The organism is Pannonibacter sp. CBAS1226, from assembly GCF_055685825.1.
The window spans coordinates 41937-61570 of the sequence record NZ_JBVOUO010000011.1; the positions used below are offsets into that span (position 1 = coordinate 41937).

Genomic DNA, 19634 nt, shown 5'->3' on the forward strand with positions numbered 1-19634 from the left:
GCCGAAGGACATGAGCCCCAGCTTCAGGAAAACCCCGAACACCTCTCCGGGCGTCCACGCCGGTCTTGCGGCCTCTTGTGTTCCCTCTCCGCCGGTGTCTCCTCAAGAGTATCAGGTGCCCACTAACCGTGGTCTTGTGAAGGCTGCGTGACGACAACACTCGATAAGCCGGAACACAAGAGAAAACCCGGCCGCAGGTAAAGCCGAACGGAGACTGGAGGCGGGAGCGGCGGCGTGGAGCAAAGCGGACCGTGTATTTGCGTCTGAAAAGGAATTGACGCTACCTCGGGAGATATATAAGTTGTATTATGCAACTATATTCGAGCAGGCCATGTCACTCTCCTCCGCCGCCGACACCATCAATGCCATTCGCGCCGCATCGCGTGAGTTGGTTCGACAGTTCGGTTTCATGGGAGGAAAGTTTGCCGGAACCGACCTTTCTCCTTCTGCCGTTCATGCACTGATCGAGATCGAAGCCGGTGGACTTACGGCACGCGATCTCACCAGGCGCCTTCACCTGGAAAAGTCGAGCATCAGCCGGATGCTCCGCAAGCTCATCGAATCCGGCGAGGTTGCCGAGCAACCCGGCGCAGACGGACGTTTGAAGGTTCTGGCGCTGACCGAGGCTGGAAAGCAGCGTGTGTCAGCGATCCACGCTTTTGCCGCTGCGCAGGTGTCTGATGCCATTGCCCGCCTGACCCCCCGCGAAGTGGACAGAGTCAAAGAGGGGTTGACCCTGTACTCAGCCGCCTTGGCCGGACAGAAACTCCCGCAGATCCCAAAGGTCGAGGTGATCAAGGGATATCAGACCGGATTGATTGCCCGGATCACCCAGATGCACGCGCTTTACTATGCTCGGCTTGCTGGATTTGGGCAGCCGTTTGAAACAGGGGTCGCCGCTGGGCTCGCAGAGTTCTGCACCCGGCTGCATCGTCCGGGGAACGCCATCTGGGCAGCCATGCAGGGTCAGGAAATCGCCGGATCAATTGCCATCGACGGTGAGGATCTGGGCGAGAATATCGCTCATTTACGCTGGTTCATCCTTGATGATCCTATCAGGGGAACCGGGACCGGACGTCGGCTGTTGTCGGCAGCGCTCGATTTCATTGTCGAGAACCGCTTCGAAGAAGCCCATCTCTGGACCTTCAGCGGCCTCGATGCGGCGCGGCATCTCTATGAAAGTCATGGCTTCAAACTTGTCGAGGAACGGCTTGGCACCCAATGGGGCCGTGAAGTCATGGAGCAGCGGTTCGTCCGGCATTACCCTTGAAAGTCAGCAAAGGGCACCAAGCCCTCGCGGCGCGCCCTGCGGCGGTGCCAGGTTAGCCAAGATACGCAGTCGGCCCGCCGAAGGACGTAAGCCCCAGCTTCAGGAAAACCCCGAACACCTCCTTGGCCGTTCCCACCGGCCTCACGGCCTTTTCCGGTCCCGCTCCGCTGGTCATCGCCCGCCGGTGTCTCCTCAAGAGTGTCAGATGCCCACTAACCGTAGCCGTGTGACGGCTGCGTGACGAGGGGGGGAAGGGCAGGCGCTCATATCTGCCGTTATGGGGCCACGAAGCACTCGTCTGACCACTAGGCAACAAATCAACTCCCAGTTACAAATGCCACAGGGGGTATTCCATGGTCGAAGTCGTTTGTACTGGTATCGCATGGCTTGGCCTATGCAACTATGATCCCGCGTCTCCGTCACCCAATTACTTCACGCTCGGTAACGCAGTGACGGCGCTCGCTTTCACGCTGACCGTCCAGAATTTCCTGAAGCCAATCTACATCTTCCGCCTGGCAATCCGCCACGTGACAATCTGGCGGCTCTATGCCTTGGTGTTCACTGGCGCCCTCTGCTGCGTGATTGCCGCATTAGTGCCACGCATGCCGCTTTTCCACGGCTTGCTGCTCGGTTACGCGATCGTGTGGGAGTTCATCGCGACTATCCTATTCATGTTGGCTTACGGTGCCGTCGCACTCGCTGCGTCCAGCCCGATCAAGATCAAGCCGGGGCGGGTGCCCCAGTTCGTACGTTCCGCCGCGCAGCTGATTTCGGAAGCCAGCGAGACCGACCATCTCGAGTTCTTGAAAGACCTGAAGCGGAGTCTACCGACCCTCATCCGTCTAGCGGCGTTCGTTGAGGAAGATCGGGAGACCACTGCGTTCTACGATTTCATCCACCGTGAAAAGATCGAGCAGGGTTCATATGCTCATTCGCTGCTTCTGATCATAGCTGACCCCAGCTTCTGCAAGACATTGGTGAACAAGGCTCCATGGATCATCTCTGATATGCTGCGCCGGATATCGGAAGAAGGGGTCTACGCCCAGGCTGCTGAAAGCTTCATTCATGGACTCTCGCTGCAAGCAATCCTCTCAGACGATGGTATCGTGGATCGAGAAATGTCCTACCATGGTTTCGGAGCGGCGCCGTTGCTATCCGAATCTCTCTTCAGTGACCCCTTCATAGTCAACCGATATGCACCGCTCAGTTTTTACATTAGTTCTAATAAGATTACGCCACGCATACTCGCCCGTTTCAACGCGGCGGCGCTCCGCACATTCGAAACCTTGATCGCCGAACGGAAAATACAGAACTCCTACGCAGCACACAGAATCAAGCACTTCTATGAGTCTGCATTCTTCTGGCTTCGCCAGTTTAAGACAAATCCGGCCTATGATTCCCACAATGTGATGGTGGCGAAAGAGAGCATCACGAACGCTATCAAGCTTGCCGTAAAACTCATGGCCTCGCTCTCCGACCGCTCCTACGATCACCTGTTTCTCAAGGACCTCACGGAAGACCGCCGGTACGACCTGTTGGAAGTCCTTGTTGAGATCGTATTCGACGGCCTAAACGCAGTTTCTAATGAATTCGACGGACCTGGAGACCCGTTCTGGATCATAGCAAGGTCCACTATCTCCGACGCTTTCCCGCAATTCGGTGAACAGCCCGATGGAATGACGCCATTCCAGCAGCGGCTGGCAATCAAAATTGTGGGTGGCCTGAATCAAAATATGCATGGCTGGTACCCAGCGATTTCACGTATCGTGCTAGCTACCGTGGGCCCCTACAAAGAAAACGGAAGGCAGCAGAACCGGACAGCGGCCAACATTCTCAAGGACGCCTCCTACATCGAGCTGCAAAGGTTACCGGAACTTGCGGAGCAGAAACCCGAAAAGCTTGGCGACTATTTCCCGAGCCACATTTCGTACGATCCGGAGAGCAATGTCCTCACCCACACTTACGCCTCCGGCTCTCAAGCCGTCACCAATCTGTCGCAACTGCAACTGGACCCAGTGTCTCTCATCGACCCCAACATACGCAGACCATTGTCCGAGAGCGAGCGCGAGCAGGCGGAGTTGGACATCTAGGGATTGCCAGATATTTCCGGCTTAAGCGGCGGCGAAGTCGCCGCCAGTCTCTCCCCACACCTGTCTGATGCCCAGTAACCGTAGTCTTGTGAAGGCTGCGGACAAAGAGACCTCAGCTTTCATCGACGATGCTGATGATCTTTCCGCCTTCGACACGGAAGGCAGATGCGCCTGAGAACGCGAGCTTCTGGCCAGCCTTCCATCCGTTCGGCAGGTCGGTTGCCACAACCGCCGTATAGTCGATCTCGGCCAGTGTGGTGCCCGCCACGGTGATCGCGTTCACAACCTTCTGGTGCCGGGTCTCGAATGCGGATGCGCCGAACCTCGCCATCTGCGCAAAGCTCTGCTTGTCCAGCGCCTCCGCCGTCACCTCACCGCCGGAGATGTTCTGAAAGACCACGTTCTCGGCGAGGCACATCAGCATGCCCTCGACGTCCTTGCGGTTATAGGCATCAATATAGGTTTCGATCGGATCAGGCAGACGTCCCATCAATCGCGCTCCGGCAGGATTCATAGCCTCGACCATCTACCACAGCCGCTTGACGGTTTCACGGCGTTCCGAAAGCTCCCGGCAAGGCAACCCATTAGAGCCCAATCGCTGTTATACGCGTTTATCGCGTAATCTATCTTATGGAACATGATTCGATTGAAGATCGGGAATGCAGACGCCGCGGGCCGCACATGAGCGTTAGGCCAAGGCTTTTGATGCAGACGCATCACGTCTTGAAATTGCTCATGCGCCGCACGGGCTTGACCAGCACTCGATGTGTCAAGCCAGTTGAGTGCTGGTCTCAGTCATTCCGCCGCATCTGAAGGCTTTGCAGGGCAATGGTCTTGCGCCGGTGGTCCGGCACGCCATGTGCCTCGAAGGCCGATTTCACGCCGGAAAAGCGGAATTCGATCCGGGTGCCGGATGCATTGTCTTCCGGGCTGCGCGTCTTCACCGAGGCGACGAGGAAACCGTCACGGATCGAGGTTTCGTGCGGTGCATAGGACCCGTTGATGAAGATCTGCATCGAGGCATAGATTTCATCGCTGATCACCGACACGATGTTGAAATCGATCGAGGTTTCGCCCTGCAGCGCAACGGCGGGATAGAGCACCGAGGATGGCCCGGGGCCGCCCCATCTGGCACATTCGCCGCCAAGCCCGGCCTCACGCTCATGCCAGCCCTCGCCCACCAGCGCGCTCTCCATGCCGAATGTGGCCTCTTCCCCTGGCGCCAGCGCCCGCAGCCTCTGGCCGCCGCGCAGCTGGAACAGCGCATCGTGATAGTCCTGCACGTGCCGGGCAAAGCGTTTCTTCGCCTCCTCGAAGACGATTGCATCGATTCTGTTCTTTTCGCTCAGAAGATCCTTCAGTCTTTCCCGCTCAAACGGGTCCAGCTTGGCGTTCTGCGGGGTAACATTCAAATTTTCATCGGAGTAAGTGTTGTAGAAACCCAGATTGAAGGAAATGATTTCGGCAAATTTGTCCAGCCTGTCCGTCACGCCGGCGAGATCGATATTTTCCAGATTCTTCAGCGCCGTCTCCAGCAGGATGTCATCGGCAGGAGCGCTGCCCACATAACCTGCCAGCCGTTTTGCCTGATGATTTTCCAGATAGTTGGCGTGATGGCTGTCCCGTTCACAGCGAAGCACCTTGTCGAGTTCACCCCGCTTCACGTCATTGATGACGCTGACCATTTCCGGGGCCACAGTCTTCATGTGAACATCCGGGATGCGGCGCCAGTGCTCGATCTGCGAGAAGACGCGATCAACTGGATCTCTGAACACTGAAATGACCTTGAGATCCGGATAGAGCTGGCGGAAATCGTCGATCACCAGATGCGAGAAATGCAGCTTTGTTATGAGTTTGTACTTCGCAAGTTCTGCACAGATCCGGATCCGCTCAGCACTCCTGCGCCGGGCTTCACAAGAGAAGTCCGCAAAATCATGTTCGGCCAGGTCGATGGAGCGAACCTTGTCATCGGCGATATAATCGCCAACGGCATAATTGTTCTCAAGAAAACGGTAGAATGACGTCCCGCCCGTCTTCATGAAATGCAGGAAGAAGAGATAATGGTCACGCATCAGGACATCCGCCGCATCTGAAGGCTTTGCAGAGCAATGGTCTTGCGCCGGTGGTCCGGCGCGCCATGCGCCTCGAAGGCCGATTTCACGCCGGAGAAGCGGAATTCGATCCGGGTGCCGGATGCATTGTCTTCCGGGCTGCGCGTCTTCACCGAGGCGACGAGGAAACCGTCACGGATCGAGGTTTCGTGCGGTGCATAGGACCCGTTAATGAAGATCTGCATCGACGCATAGATTTCATCGCTGATCACCGACACGATGTTGAAATCAATCGAGGTTTCGCCCTGCAGCGCAATGGCGGGATAGAGCACCGATGACGGCCCCGGTCCGCCCCATCTGGCACATTCGCCGCCAAGCCCGGCCTCACGCTCATGCCAGCCCTCGCCCACCAGCGCGCTCTCCATGCCGAATGTGGCTTCTTCCCCCGGCGCTAGCGCCCGCAGCCTCTGGCCGCCGCGCAGCTGGAACAGCGCATCGTGATAGTCCTGCACGTGCCGGGCAAAGCGTTTCTTCGCCTCCTCGAAGACGATTGCATCGACCTTGTTCTTTTCAGTCAGAATATCCGTGATCCGTGCACGCTCCGCCGCATCGATCCTGGCCTCTTCCGGCATCACATTCAGACGCTCTTCGGAGTAGCTGTTGTAAAAGCCGAGATTGAAGGACACGATCCCGGCAAACTTCTCCAGCCTGTCCGTCTGGCCGACAAAGTTGATCTTCTCAAGATTTTTCAATGCCAGCTCGAGCAGGACTTCGTCTTCCAGATCATGAAAGGCATATCCTGCGAGGATCCGGGCCTGATGATTGGAAAGGGGCTTCCTGAAGTAACTGTCAGGGCCAAAATCAAGCACCTTTTCCAAAGGGCCGGTTCTGATCTCTTCAATCAGGGCGCGCATCTCGGAATCAAGGCCCTTGACGGTCGCCTCCGGTGTGCGCCGCAAATTCTCGATATGCGACAGCGCCCTCTCCACAGGGTCGCGCAGAATTGTGATGATCTTCGTATCTGGATAAAAATACAGAAAGTCATCGACGAAATTGAACGAGGTATGAATCTTGGAAATGAGCCGGTGTCTTCCCACCTCGACCAGCAGATTCAAATATTCCCTGTCGAGACGCCGGACCCTTCGGGGAGAGAACGTTGAGAGGTACTCGACGTCCTTGTAGGTATCCACCATGTCAGCCGGAATTTGAGCGCTGACATCATAGGCGTTCTCCAGGAACCGGTAGAAAGATGTCCCGCCTGTCTTCATGATGTGAAAAAAGAGGAGATGGTTATCCTGCATATGTGTCATCCCCAGGGGTCCTGCCCCTTGCGCAGGGCGACATAGTCACCGTGCGGAGAGGTGAGCAGTTCCTCAAAGGACAGCGGCGCAGACACCTCGATGGCGCCATTGTCATGGAGCATGGGCTTCAGATAACGCACCACGAAATTCTCTTTGACCAGCAGGTCCCACATGTCCCTGACGGCCGTCCGGTACTCCTCGTTGCCATGGTCATAGGCGTAGCCGGACCATTCGAAGATGATCTTGCATCGTGGCGAACGGCTGATCAGGTTCCTGGCCCCCACGAGCACAAAGGGCTCGGCCTGTTCCACATCGCAGTGGATGAGGTCTGCCGTCATGCCGGCGGTGATGTCATCCAGCGCCAGCGACTGCACCTTGAAGAAATTGAGCAGCCCGCGCGAGGGATTCCACCGCCCATCCGCCTCAAGCAGATGCGGCAGCGCTTCGGGAGACCAGAAGGGCGTGCCGGTCTGGACGGCTGAGGCCTCCACATCATGCCGGATGTGGCCCCCGCCGATGTACTGATAGTCGAAGGTGAAATCGAACTCGGCACCGGAATGCAGATAGGCGGCACGATTGTAGGCCGTCACCCGGTCGACGATGCCTGCCCATAGAATGGTCTTCATCAGAATGCTGAAGACATGCGGATTGGCCTCAATCGACACCACCTTGCCGCCCGAGCCCACGATCCGGGCACCCAGACAGGTGAAATAGCCGAAATTCGCGCCGACATTCACATAGGTCTCGCCCGGCCGCAGCAGCTCCTGCACCAGCCGGGTCGTCCAGGGCTCGTGGATGCCATCGCGGACAATGCCAATTGCAACATCCACGTTATATCCCGGCACAACCACATGCCCGTCCCATCTGGTGCGCGCAAGAATGAGGCCATTGCCCAGATAGGTGGCGTTCTGCACGTGCATGTCCCTCTCTCTATTCACGGCGGGCCGGATCATATTCTTCAAGAACTTCAACACATCAAAACTCCAGAATGCCCGCGTTCACTGTCACTCTCCGGTTTGCCAGCATGTCCAGCAGAACCTTGTTGTGAGAGGCGCAGACAAGAGCCTCATTGCGCGAGATGAAATCCTGCAACCTGTCCTGAGCCTTCTGATAAAAGGCCTCGTCCGCAACGCCGATCCATTCATCCAGCAGAAGCAGATCCGATGGCTCAACGGTATTCACGGCAAACTGGAGCCGCGTGGTCATGCCGGGCGAATAGGTCGAAACCGGCATGCCGAAGAAATCACCGATCCCGGCGAACTCCACCACATTCTCCGTGAACTCCCGGAGCGGCATCGTGCGTATGCCAAGCAGATCATATTGCAGGGCGACGTTCTGACGGCCGCTCAAGGCGGGAACGAGCCCTGCGCCAATGCTGATCAGCGGACGCACGCTGCCGTAGTGTTCGATCCTGCCGGAGGCCAGAGGCAGAAGGCCGCCCAGCACCCGCAGCAGTGTCGTCTTGCCGCTGCCGTTTGCCCCCGATATGCCGAGCCGGTCGCCCCGGTGTATGTCCAGCGAAACCCTGTCGAGCGCGCGAAGCTTCCAGCCGCCGTCCTTGTTGCGGAAGATGCGCGGATCCGACGCCGCTGCGCCGTTGTGGCGGAAGCCCCGCAGAGGGATTTCGACCGTCGCCTCCACAAGACGTGCGACAAGAGGGCGGGAGTTCTCGGGCTCCAGGCTCATGCCACCCACCCATAGACCATGGCAAGGCGCTGACGCCGGTGCACGAGGCGCAGCAGAAAGAGGCCGGCCACGGCGAGGCCGCCGCAGACAGCCAGCGACATGAGCGGCCAGGTTCCATGGAGAACCGGCGCCCGGATCGCTTCGATCACATGAAAGACCGGATTGATATCCGCCACCCAGCGATGTTCGGAAAACCGGTCCACGGAATAGAACACCGGCGTGACCAGAAAGATCAGCAGCAGGATCTGCGCCAGAAAGCCGCGCAGGATGCGGAAGGTGTTGAAGATCACCGTCAGAATGGGCGACCAGATGATGACGGCGAGCGACGCCAGCATGACGCCGGCCAGCAGGGCCGGCACATTGGCCGAGAGGAGGATCGCAGGATTGATCAGGGCAATGATCAGCACCGACGACAGCACGCGCGCACCCAGTCCAAGCAGATAGTCATGCGCATCCACCACATAGATGATGAGGCTCGACAGGCGGGGGAAGGCAAGATAGCGCACAGCCCTTTCACTGGCATTGGCCATGCGCGCAATCGCGGCCGACAGCGTCTGCCAGACGGCAAAAGACAAGCCGAAATACGGGATGAAATCCTGCACCGGCTCTGCAAAGACGATCGACATCACCGTGCCGAGGATGGCCATGTGCAGGGCGGTGGAGAAAAAGGGGCCGGGCAGGCCAAGGCCGGTTGAACGCCGGGACTCAGCCATTTCAGCCATATAGAGCATCCATGCCAGGCGGCGCTGACGAAACGCCAGACCAATATCCTCTCCCAGGCTGCGCTCGATCCAGAGCGAGCGCCGCTCCGGCAGCCGGGCCGCAACGGCTCCGCCCTCCAGGCCGTCAGCAGGGTCCACGGCAGCGCGCTCAGTCATCCTTGCCTGCCAGCTTGCGCTGCAAGGGCTCGATTTCGTCATCTGCGGCCTCAAAGCTCGCCTTGTAGACCGCGCGGTTGGTTTCCACCGTGTAGCGTTGCGGCAGCATCGGCGGGGGATTTTCCAATACGCTGACAACCCTCTGAGCCAGTTCGATATAGTTGCCGATGTCGAAGAAGTTCAGCCGGCCGGGATTGTAACGGTCATACTGGAGGAACGCCTTGTTGCGGGCGCAGACGATCCGGGCCCCCACATCATTTGCGATGGCCAAGGGACCGGACGAGCTCTGGCCAACCTCTTCATAGGGCAGAACCACGACATCGCAGGCCTGAATGGCGGAGGCAAACGCGTCATCCTTCACCGTACCCATGAAATGCACCCGGTGCGAGATGTCCTGCATGCCGGTCAGGATCTGGCGCAGCAGATCAGGATCATCCAGATGCATGTTCACCCGGTCCTCGCGCGTCAGTGCCTTTCTGCCGGCAGCCTTCGGGTCAACCCCGTCGGTAATCAGGCCCAGCATCCTCTCGAGGTAGGGCTGAATGGCCTCCCCTTTGCGGATATCATTCGGGTGCACGCCCCCGAAGATCATCAGATGGAAGTTCTCCGGCAAACGGCGCAGGGCGTGAATGGCGGTCAACAGGCCCTTGTAGGGGCTGATAAAGCCAAAGGCGCCCAGAACCACAGGGCTCTCCGTCTTCCTGATCGCGCCGGGCAAGGGCATTTCAAGCTGCGGTGCAGCCGCATCTCCACCCGCGCCATAAAACGCCAGCGGATGGTCCAGAACGCGCTGCAGCCTGTAGACCAGCTTGTGACTGCGGGCATCGCGGCGTGTGTGGAAGATCGCAGACGTTCTTGCCCGCGCTTGACGGGCAGCGAGGTTTTTCAGGATCGGATGGCCCAGTTCGCGGCCAACACGCATCTCGTTGAGGATCTCGAAGCAGCCCCGGCGGTCAAGCTGCCGCGCCGCCCTTGCAAGATCGCGCCAGCCCCGTCCGCCAATCGGCAGCACCGTATGAAAGCTGACGGTCAGCGGCTTGTCATGCAGCGCCAGTTTCTCGAAACGGCGGACGATATCGGCATGCGTGGAGCCGAGCGTGCCATGCTCCAGCTGAATATTCACGGCGTCAAAATCCGGCAGCTGACTGACAATCTCCGCAATCAGCTGGTCACCGAGCTTGCGGAGCGGGCGCATCGTGGAGCGCAACAAGTACTGGTCCAGATCGAAGACCGTGACCTCGTAATCCTGCTGCAGCTGCCGGACGAGCGCCTTCGTGTAGCCCGCGATCCCGCACAGATCATCGTAGGTCGATACGATTGCAAGCTTCTTCAAAACGGACACTCCACCCTGGCCCCGGTCTATTTATTGAGAATATCTTCGTAGATCCTCAGGTAGGATCCGACCATCTGCTCACACTTGAAATACACTTCATACCGCTTCTGCGCAGCCTCCCCCATTTGCCGGGCAAGCAACGGATCGTTCCACAGCCGAGCCATGGCGGCAGCAAATGCCTCCGGATCACCGGGAGGCACCACCAGTCCGGTTTCATCAGCCGCATTCACATAGCTTGTGCCCGTGCCAATCTCGCTGGAGATCATCGGCTTACCGAACATTGCCCCCTCCAGCAACGAAATCCCGAAAGCCTCGGACCGCAGATGGGAGGGGAAGACCACTCCATAAGAAAGCGCCAGAAGACACGACTTGTCAGCCTCGCTGATGTGCCCGAGAAAATGCACATTGGTCAGCCCAAGCCGTTGCACCTGCTGCTTCAGTTCCGCCTCGATCGGCCCGGCACCGGCAATGACGATCGGGTAGCTCACATGCCGGGCGGCCTCCACCAGGATATGCAGACCCTTGTAATACCTGAGAACTCCGACAAAGAGGAAAAACCGGGGGCCAAAGCGGTCCTGCCAGTGGGCCAGTCTGTCTGCTTCGGGTTCCGGATACAGTTCGCGGTCAACACCGATCGGCACCAGCTCGCATTTCTCTGCAAAACGGGACAGGACAATGCTCGTCTGAAGATAATTTGGCGACGTCGCAACAATTCTGTCTACAGACCGGAGAAAGGCTGTCTGCAAGGGTTGATAGAGCGGAAACAGCAGAGTTTGCCGGATGATGTCAGAATGATAGGTCACAACACAGGGCTTGCGCATGCGCACCAGAAAATGCGCCAGATCCATGAAGGGCCACGGGAAGTGGTAGTGAACAACATCGGCTTTCCTCGAAAGCGCAGAAAACTTGGCCAGCGCTGACCAGGACAGCCCAGTCGAGGCAACCTCCAGGCTCTTGCCCGCCCTGTGCAGGGTGTAGCCTGAAGGCTCAACGCTGGCGGGCGCATCTTCCGGTGCCAGAGACAGAACATCCACATCCCAGCCATGCCGCGAAGTGCCTGCCGCAAGGTGATGGATCGTCTGCTCTATCCCGCCCACCGTGTCCGGAAAGGCTGTTTTAAAAAAATGAAGTACCCGCATACCGAGTTCTAATTCCGGAAATTTCCTTAAGTCACCATGCACTTATCGCTGCGGCATACGTAAATAACAACAAGAAGCAGGGTCAAACCAAACTTTATACAGCAAATCTGAATCGCAGACGGAAAGTACGCTCTATACGTGTAAAGGTGCCGAATTCTTGCCGGAAGTAAGCATCGGCAGAATTACTTAAGGATCAGAATTGCCACGCCTCCCGTCAACCGATTGAGAGCGCTCGCTGCCTGATCACAATGGCGGCTTCAAAGGCCTGCAGCAGCGCTGGCACGGCCACATCCGCTTGAAATCGCGCGGCATGGGTCCTGAGCGGCTGCGGGTCGATTTCGCTGCTGAGGCGCAGGCACTGCTCGAACCCGGCTGCAATCGAGGCTTCGTCCAGCGGGTCCGCCAGGACGGTGCCGGGTCCGGCGATGTCGGACATTGGAGAGTTTCGGGACGTGAGCAGCAGTTTGCCAAACTGCTTCGCCTCGATGGCGGGATAGCCAAATCCCTCATAGAGGGATGGCATGACAACAAAACGGCTGTGCGTGTAGAGCGTTGCCAGCCGCTGCTCGCTGACGCCGCCAAGAAAGACCACGCCGCTCTCGCGGCTCCTCAACAGCTCCTGGACCTCTCTGTTCTTCCAGCCCAGACCACCGGCAATGACAAACTGCAGCTGCTGCCGGACCTCCTCACGCAAGGCAAGATAGGCCCGGATGGTTCGCGCAAGGTTCTTGCGCGGCTCTACGGTTCCGACAAAAAGACAATAGGCACCGGCGATCCCGGCAGACCGCAAGACGGAGACATCCTCGGGTTCAGGCAAGGAACGGACAATGTTTGGAATGACGGCAATGTTCGTGCGCAGGCCGGGAAACACGGCCTTCAGATCTGCCGCCGTGCGGTCTGACACGGCGATGATCTGATCTGCATGGCGAAGCGCACGCGCCGTCAGGAGTTGATCTCCGGTCCTGCGGTGAAAGCGCATCGTCCCGGGTGCAAATTTCCAGACCAGATCGTGAACGGTCAAGACACTGGGAGCAACATCAGCCGCTGCCCTGGAAAGCTTGTGCGCGGGCGCCCAGAAAACGCTTGGCCGGATCCTGCGCAGCATGGCCGGCAAGTCCGCCGCTCCCCACCACAACCGGCCAAGGGCCGAGGGCCGGTGGACCACATGACTGTGGACATCTGGGAGGGAGGAGAGATGTGCGAAATCAGAATGAGGCACATCCGGCAGGCAGAGGTGAATCTCCCCCACCCTCCCGGACAAGGCACAAACGGCGGATTCAATTGAACGGGAAATACCGGAACGGGAATGCACCAGGTTTCTGGCATCGATTGCAAGCCGCATTCTCTGAACCTTTGACCGCAAGCTCCTCCGGGCGCCGGGAGCCATGTTCATGACCGGCAGCCTGCCCCACGGTCAGTCACATGATGATAGCTTTTAGATTGAAGCTGGCAACAGGCATATCAGCCTCTCGCCGGTGTCACAGGCCGCCAAGCCATGCGCCATGCCGGTGTTCTTCGCCTGGCTGGCGGCACCGCAGTTTTGCCGATACATGCAAAGTTTGGACATGCAAGTCAGGGCTGTTTCCGGCAGTTTCGGTGAACAGGCGTCAGACATGGTCTGGCTGGCCGGTCCGGGACGGGGATCATCTGCTTGTGACGATTTGGGGAACACTGACGGAACGGCGCGCCGGGCGGCTCGGCGTGGCGCGGCCTCTGGCGGCGGCGGCGGCGCTGGTGACTGCGATGGGCGGCGCGGGCATGCCTGCTGCCGTGCAGGATGCGGGCAGTCTGTTGCGCGAGCAGCAGAGGCGGCTGGACATGCAGCGGACCCTGCCGGGCATGGAGGTGGACGCGGCAGCGCAGAGCCCGCAAGGGCGGCCGGTCACCGCTTCGGACGAAGGCCAGACCATCCTTGTCACCGGCCTGCGCTTTACCGGCCGGGCAGATCTGCTGCCTGCATCATCGCAGGCGGCCATCATCGCGTCCGGCAAGGGCAAGCGGCTTGGCATCGGCGGCATTCAGGCACTGGCGAGCCAGACGACGGCGGCATTGCAGGAGCAAGGCCATCTTCTTGCCCGTGCCATCCTGCCGCCGCAGGACATCACCGAAGGGGTGATCACCATCGAGATCCGGCAGGGCCGGCTGGAAGAGGCCAGCTTCGAACGGGCGGAAGGCATGCGGGCTTCCGAAGCGCGCCTGCGGGCCATTCTGGAGCAGGAAACGGCGGGAGATGATCTGACGAAGGCGCAGCTGGAAAGCGCCCTGCTGCGGATGAATGCCCACCCCGGCGTCACCGCAAGGGCGCGGCTGATGCCGGGCGCGGCCCCCGGCACCACACGGCTTGTGATCGATACCACGCAGGACCCGCTGCTCTCCGGCAGCCTGTCCGCCGACAATTTCGGCTCCTGGTCCACGGGGCGGATACAGGGCACCGGCACGGCACTGCTGACTGACGCGACCGGTTACGGCGACCTCAGCCGCGTCACGCTGTCGGGCTCGGAAGGCCAGCGCTTCGGGTCACTCTCGGCCAGTGTGCCGCTGTGGGCGTCCCCCTTCACGCTCAGCGCCAGCTATGGCCACCTGACCTATCGCAACGTGGATGACACGGGCCGCCTGCTGGGCCTGAAGGGCAAGGCGGATTTTGCCGGGGCCACACTGGATTATGCGCTCATGACCACCCGCAGGCTTTCCGTCTCCACCTCGGCCGGGGTGAACTGGAAGTCGCTGGTGGATGACAGCCGCGCCGGACGGCTTTCGGACAAGCAGTCCGTCTCCGGCACTTTCGGTGTCTCGGGTGAAGCGCGCGATGCCTTTCTGGGCGGCGGCCTGACGGCCCTGTCCCTGAGCTGGACCACCGGCACGGTGGATCTCTCCGGCGAGCCTTCGGCGGAGGCGGCAGACCGGGCGGGCCTGCGCACCGCCGGGGCCTTCAACAAGGTCAATGCCAGCGCGGCGCGGGTGCAGAAGCTGCAAGGGGCCTTTTCGCTCTTTGCCCGGGGCTATGGCCAGCTGGCCGATGGCAATCTGGACTCGTCCGAGGAATTTTCGCTCGGCGGGCCCTATGCGGTGCGCGCCTATCCGGTGGGTGAAGGGCGCGGCGACATGGGCGTGCTGGGCAGTGTGGAACTGCGCTACGACCTGCCGGTGAACGCCAGATATGGGCAGGTGCAACTGGCCGCCTTTGCCGATGCCGGACAGGTGGTGGTGAACCGCTTCGAGCGGGGCATACCGCTCGCCAATGCCTGCGCCTGCAACAGCTATGGCCTTGGCGGCGCAGGGCTTTACGCCCGCTGGACGCGCGAGAACCTGAACATCTCGGCCACCTGGGCCCATGCCATCGGCGACAACCCCGGCCGCAGCCCGGCGGACGGCAGCAATACGGACGGAAAGTCCCTGAACAATCAGTTCTGGCTGACGGGGGCCATCCGCTTCTGAGGCGGTTGAACCCTTCGCACGCCAGTGCGGCAAAAGAAGTTTCTGGGCGGGAGGCATGATCCTCCCGAAGCCCCAGCATGAGGACTGGTGCCATGCAGCTTTCCCGGCAGTTTTCCCGTAACAGCGTCTCTCCGGCTGGCTCCCGTTCTACGCGCCGGCGTCATCTGACCCTGCTCCTGTCCACCTGCGCGCTTGGCGCCGGGCTGATCCTGCCCCCATCCCTGCTGCAGGCGCAGGAGCTGCCCACCGGCGGCACCATCGCGGCGGGCACGGGCAGCATCGGCACCTCGGGCAACACCATGACGGTGACGCAGACCAGCAATCAGCTGATCACCAACTGGAACAGCTTTTCCATCGGCAGCGGCGCGACGGTCAATTTCGTGCAGCCGGGCGCCTCGTCCATGGCGCTCAATCGCGTCATGGGGCAGGACCCGTCGCAGATCCTCGGCAATCTCAATGCCAATGGCCAGGTGTTCCTGATCAACCCCAACGGCATCGCCATCGGCGCCAGCGGGCGGGTGCAGACCGGGGCCTTCGTCGCCTCCACGCTCGGCATCACCGACAGCAAATTTCTGGCCCATGACTTCAGTTTCACCGGCAGCGGCGGTTCCGTCACCAATGCGGGCGAAGTGTCCGGCGCGGTTGTGGCCCTCATCGCCCCCACCGTGCGCAACAGCGGCACCATCACGGGGGACACAGCCCTTGCCGCCGGAACGGATGTGCTGCTGGATTTTGACGGCGACGGCCTGATCTCGGTGGAGGTGAAGGCCTCCACCATGGAGGCGCTGGCGGAAAACAGCGGCCTGATCAAGGCCGATGGCGGCACCGCCATTCTCACCGCCAGAGGCGCCTCGGAAGCAAAGAAGGGCATCGTCAACAACACCGGCACGGTGGAAGCCAAGGCGATTGGCGCGCGCAATGGCCGCATCCTGCTGCTGGGCAGCGATGAAACGAACGCCAGCGGCGCGCTGAAGGCCAAATTCGTCGAGACTTCCGCCAAGAAGGTGAAGCTCGACAAGACGCTGAAGGTCGAGACGGACGGCGGCGACTGGCTGATCGACCCCACGGACATCAACATCGACGCGGATATGGCCGCCGCCATCGAGGCGGGGCTTGCCAGCGGCAATGTGGAAGTCTCAACCGCCGCCGCCGGAGGGGATGCGGGCGATATCACCGTGTCCTCAGGGATCAACTGGGCCGCCAATGTCCTCACCCTCAGGGCCGACCGGAACATTGCCATCAACGCCACGCTCAACGGCACGGTCACGGCGGGGCTGGCGCTGCATTATGGCCAGGGCGCGGTGGCGGCGGGCAACACGGCCGCCTACACCGTCAGCGCCCCCGTCAATCTTGCTTCCACCGGCAGCTTCGCCACGAAGCTGGGCAGCGACGGCACGGTCAACAGCTACACGATCATCACCAGCCTCGGCGCGGAAGGCAGCACCACGGGCACGGACCTGCAGGGCATCGCCGGAGACCTCGCCGGGCGCTATGTGCTCGGCAGCAATATCGACGCCTCGGCCACCTCCGGCTGGAACAGCGGCGCGGGGTTCACTCCGCTGGGCAACTTCACCACCGCTTTCTCGGGCTCCTTTGAAGGTCTCGGGCATACGGTTTCCGGTCTTTACATCGACCGGCCCTCGACACAGACCATCGGCCTGTTCGGGGTTACGGCGGGCGCAAGCTTGAGCAATTTCGGCGTGACGGGATCTGTCGCCGGCGGTTCTTCCGTTGGCGGTGCCGTGGGCTGGGCGGCAAATTCTACGCTCTCCGGCCTCTGGTCTTCCGCGACGGTGGCCGGCAGCACGGGCGCGACGGGCGGACTGGTGGGCACCATGTTTCAGACCACCCTCACCCGCTCCTTTGCCAGCGGTGACGTCAGCGGCGGCGCCGTTCTCGGCGGGGGAGTGCTGGGGGCCTTCGGCGGGCTGGTGGGCTTTCTCAACAGCGGCACCATCAGCCAGTCCTATGCAACCGGCAATGCCTCCACCGTCAGGTTCCAGGTGGGCGGGCTGGTCGGGGCAACCAGCGCCAATGGCGTGATCATCAACTCCTATGCCACCGGCAACGTCTCGGGAACAGAGGGTGGCGCGCTCGTTGGCAACAACGGCGGCACGATCAGCTACAGCTACGCCACAGGCAGCGTTTCCGGAAACCAGGGCCTGTTCGGCAGCAATAGCAGCAGCAACGTGTCCAACGTCTTCTACAACGCCGACGCGGCAGGCACGGAGCCCTCTTTCGCCAGCCGGGGCAAGACAGCCGCCGAGCTTCTCGATCCCTTCCTCTACATCGAGGACGGCTGGGACTTTGCCGGCATCTGGGGCTCGCCCAAGGCAGGCGGACTGCCGGAACTGCGGGCGCTGTCCACGCAGGCGCTCTACGACAATTACATCAAGGTGTCCGGAGATCTCTCCCGCGCCTATGGCGACACGGGCAGCTTTCAGGGCAGCCTGACCACCAGCATCACCGGCACCTCCGTCTCCGTCGATGTGGGCAGCGCCATCACCGGCACGACGAATGCGGGCACCTACGCCTGGTCGGAGCCCAACATGGTCACCCTCGGCCTGACCGGCGGCCTGACGATGGCCGACTTCTACCTCGCCTTCGGCACGGGCGGCGTCACGGTGACGCCGCGTGCCGTCAGCCTCACCGGCTCGCGGACCTATAACGGCAGCACCAGCTTCTCGGCCTCGGATATCGTTCTGGGCAACCTTGCCAATGGCGAGACACTGAGCCTCAGTGGCGCGGCCACCCTCGCCAGCAGGAATGCGGACCAGTATTTCACCGCTGACACAAACGGGCTGACCCTCGGCAATGGCACCGGCCTTGCCTCCAATTACACCTTCACGGACGGCGTGGTGGATCTCGAGGTCACCCGCGCAGTGATCACGGCCGTCAGTGGTCTTGCCGTGGACAGCAAGGTCTATGACGCAACCACCACGGCAACGTTGGACACCTCCGGCGTGATCCTCACCGGCATGGTCAGCGGGGATGACCTCACGTTCAACGGCACCGCCGCCTTCCTCACCGCCTCTGCCGGCACGGGCAAGACGGTCGAAGTCACGCTCTCGACCCTCACCGGTGCAGATGCCGGCAACTATGAGTATGACGCCAGCATCGGCAACACGATCCAGCTCACGTCCGCCGCAGATATTTCGCAGAAGGCGCTCACGGTCACGGGCCTTGCCGGTCTCACCCGCACCTATGATGGCACCACGGCAGTGACGATCGACCAGAGCTTTGCCGGGCTGAACGGCGTGATCCTGGGCGATGACGTGAGCCTTGCCACCGCCCTTGGCGCCTATGCGGACAAGAACGCGGGCAATGGCAAGATCATCACCATCACGGGCCTGACGCTTGGCGGCGCGGAAGCAGGCAATTACACCGTCAGCGTCACGCCCGGCACGGTCACGGGGGATGTGGAAAAGGCGGTCATCTCTGCCGTCAGCGGGCTGTCGGCACAGAGCAAGGTCTATGACGGGGGCGATGCCGCCACGCTGGATGCGAGCGGCGCAGTCCTGACGGGCTTTGTCAGCGGCGATGACCTGACCCTGTCCGGCTCGGCCGCCTTCCTCGACCCGTCGGCGGGCACGAACAAGGATATCTCCGTCTTTGGCCTGGCTCTGGCCGGTGCAGACGCTGGCAATTACGAGCTGGCCAATGCGCTGGGGAACAGCTTCAACGTTTCCACGACGGCCGCCATCACGCCGAAGGCGCTCACCCTCACCGGCGTTTCGGGCCTCACGCGCATCTATGACGGCACCACGGCGGTGGCGCTGGATCTGACCGGCGCGCAGCTGAGCGGCATCATCCTTGGCGATGATGTCAGCCTCGCCACTGCCCTTGGCATCTATGCGGACAAGAATGCGGGCACCGGCAAGCTGATCACCGTCTCGGGCCTCAGCCTGAGCGGCATGGCGGCCGGAAACTACACGGTCAGCATCACGCCCGGCACCGTCACGGGGGATGTGACCCAGGCCGTCATCTCCAGCATCGGCGGCATTGCCGCCCTCAACAAGACGGCAGACGGCACGGTGACGGCCACGCTCGACACCTCCAGCGCGCTGTTCGACGGCATGATCAATGGCGACATGCTGAGCGTGGCAACGGCAACCGGCCTGTTCGAGGATGCAGAGCCGGGCACGGGCAAGACGGTGCTGATCAGCGGCCTCAGCCTCGGCGGCGCGGACGCCATGAACTACACCCTCGTCTCCACCACGGCCACGGCGCTGGCAGACATCACGCCCCGGCCTGTCACGCCGGACCCGCAGGTCCCCGGCGTTCCGGGGCAGCCGGGCACCGTGTCGCGCGTGGTCAGCAGCTGGTCCCTCTTCGGCGGGCTCTTCTCGCCCGCAGATCAGGCCGGCTTCCTGCGCCTCGCCTCCCTCGGCAGCAACCCGCAGGACATGACCGGCATGGATCTGATCGAGGATGAAAGGAGCGAATAACCC

14 protein-coding genes are annotated in these 19634 nt (G+C 61.0%); 4 read left to right on the forward strand and 10 right to left on the reverse strand.

Going from position 1 to position 19634, the window contains the following annotated elements; genetic code table 11:
- The first annotated feature begins 331 nt into the window (after nt 1-331).
- Nucleotides 332-1270: a bifunctional helix-turn-helix transcriptional regulator/GNAT family N-acetyltransferase gene (locus AC0CMF_RS22210; protein ID WP_374631298.1), complete on the forward strand. Its 939-nt coding sequence runs from the start codon at nt 332-334 to the stop codon at nt 1268-1270.
- A gap of 52 nt (nt 1271-1322) precedes the next feature.
- Here AC0CMF_RS22210 and AC0CMF_RS22215 read toward each other — a convergent pair whose 3' ends face one another.
- A complete protein-coding gene (locus tag AC0CMF_RS22215) occupies nt 1323-1445 on the reverse strand; it encodes a hypothetical protein (protein ID WP_472482473.1) in 123 nt (40 codons plus the stop codon).
- A 178-nt stretch (nt 1446-1623) separates the two neighbouring features.
- On the opposite strand from AC0CMF_RS22215, the gene AC0CMF_RS22220 reads away from it, so the two are divergent.
- Nucleotides 1624-3360, forward strand: coding sequence for a hypothetical protein (locus tag AC0CMF_RS22220; RefSeq protein WP_374631276.1), 1737 nt, complete (start codon nt 1624-1626; stop codon nt 3358-3360).
- A 112-nt stretch (nt 3361-3472) separates the two neighbouring features.
- Here the strand turns inward: AC0CMF_RS22220 and AC0CMF_RS22225 are convergent, their stop codons facing one another.
- From AC0CMF_RS22225 to AC0CMF_RS22265, 9 genes are all read right to left on the reverse strand, one after another.
- On the reverse strand, nt 3473-3850 hold the full coding sequence (locus AC0CMF_RS22225; RefSeq protein WP_374631275.1) for a nuclear transport factor 2 family protein: 378 nt from the start codon (nt 3848-3850) through the stop codon (nt 3473-3475).
- A gap of 301 nt (nt 3851-4151) precedes the next feature.
- Complete coding sequence (locus tag AC0CMF_RS22230) at nt 4152-5432, reverse strand: sulfotransferase domain-containing protein (protein WP_472482464.1); 1281 nt, start codon at nt 5430-5432, stop codon at nt 4152-4154.
- Nucleotides 5432-6712 carry a hypothetical protein gene (locus AC0CMF_RS22235; protein ID WP_472482465.1) on the reverse strand — a complete coding sequence of 427 codons (1281 nt, stop codon included), beginning with the start codon at nt 6710-6712 and terminating at the stop codon, nt 5432-5434. The genes AC0CMF_RS22230 and AC0CMF_RS22235 overlap by 1 nt, the downstream gene beginning before the upstream one ends.
- A 5-nt stretch (nt 6713-6717) precedes the next feature.
- On the reverse strand, nt 6718-7632 hold the full coding sequence (locus AC0CMF_RS22240; protein ID WP_208982712.1) for an FkbM family methyltransferase: 915 nt from the start codon (nt 7630-7632) through the stop codon (nt 6718-6720).
- Nucleotides 7633-7687: 55 nt separating this feature from the next.
- Nucleotides 7688-8398, reverse strand: coding sequence for an ABC transporter ATP-binding protein (locus AC0CMF_RS22245; RefSeq protein WP_374630885.1), 711 nt, complete (start codon nt 8396-8398; stop codon nt 7688-7690).
- Entirely contained in the window at nt 8395-9276 is an 882-nt protein-coding gene (locus tag AC0CMF_RS22250; protein WP_374630884.1) for an ABC transporter permease, read from the reverse strand. Before AC0CMF_RS22250 ends, AC0CMF_RS22245 begins: the two co-directional genes overlap by 4 nt.
- Entirely contained in the window at nt 9269-10609 is a 1341-nt protein-coding gene (locus AC0CMF_RS22255; RefSeq protein WP_050473690.1) for a glycosyltransferase family protein, read from the reverse strand. The genes AC0CMF_RS22250 and AC0CMF_RS22255 overlap by 8 nt, the downstream gene beginning before the upstream one ends.
- A gap of 26 nt (nt 10610-10635) precedes the next feature.
- A complete protein-coding gene (locus AC0CMF_RS22260; protein WP_050473689.1) occupies nt 10636-11748 on the reverse strand; it encodes a glycosyltransferase family 4 protein in 1113 nt (370 codons plus the stop codon).
- A gap of 214 nt (nt 11749-11962) precedes the next feature.
- A complete protein-coding gene (locus tag AC0CMF_RS22265) occupies nt 11963-13141 on the reverse strand; it encodes a glycosyltransferase family 4 protein (RefSeq protein WP_472482466.1) in 1179 nt (392 codons plus the stop codon).
- 260 nt (nt 13142-13401) lie between these two features.
- On the opposite strand from AC0CMF_RS22265, the gene AC0CMF_RS22270 reads away from it, so the two are divergent.
- Complete coding sequence (locus AC0CMF_RS22270) at nt 13402-15183, forward strand: ShlB/FhaC/HecB family hemolysin secretion/activation protein (RefSeq protein WP_472482467.1); 1782 nt, start codon at nt 13402-13404, stop codon at nt 15181-15183.
- A gap of 92 nt (nt 15184-15275) precedes the next feature.
- Complete coding sequence (locus AC0CMF_RS22275; RefSeq protein ID WP_374630877.1) at nt 15276-19631, forward strand: beta strand repeat-containing protein; 4356 nt, start codon at nt 15276-15278, stop codon at nt 19629-19631.
- Nucleotides 19632-19634: the final 3 nt, after the last annotated feature.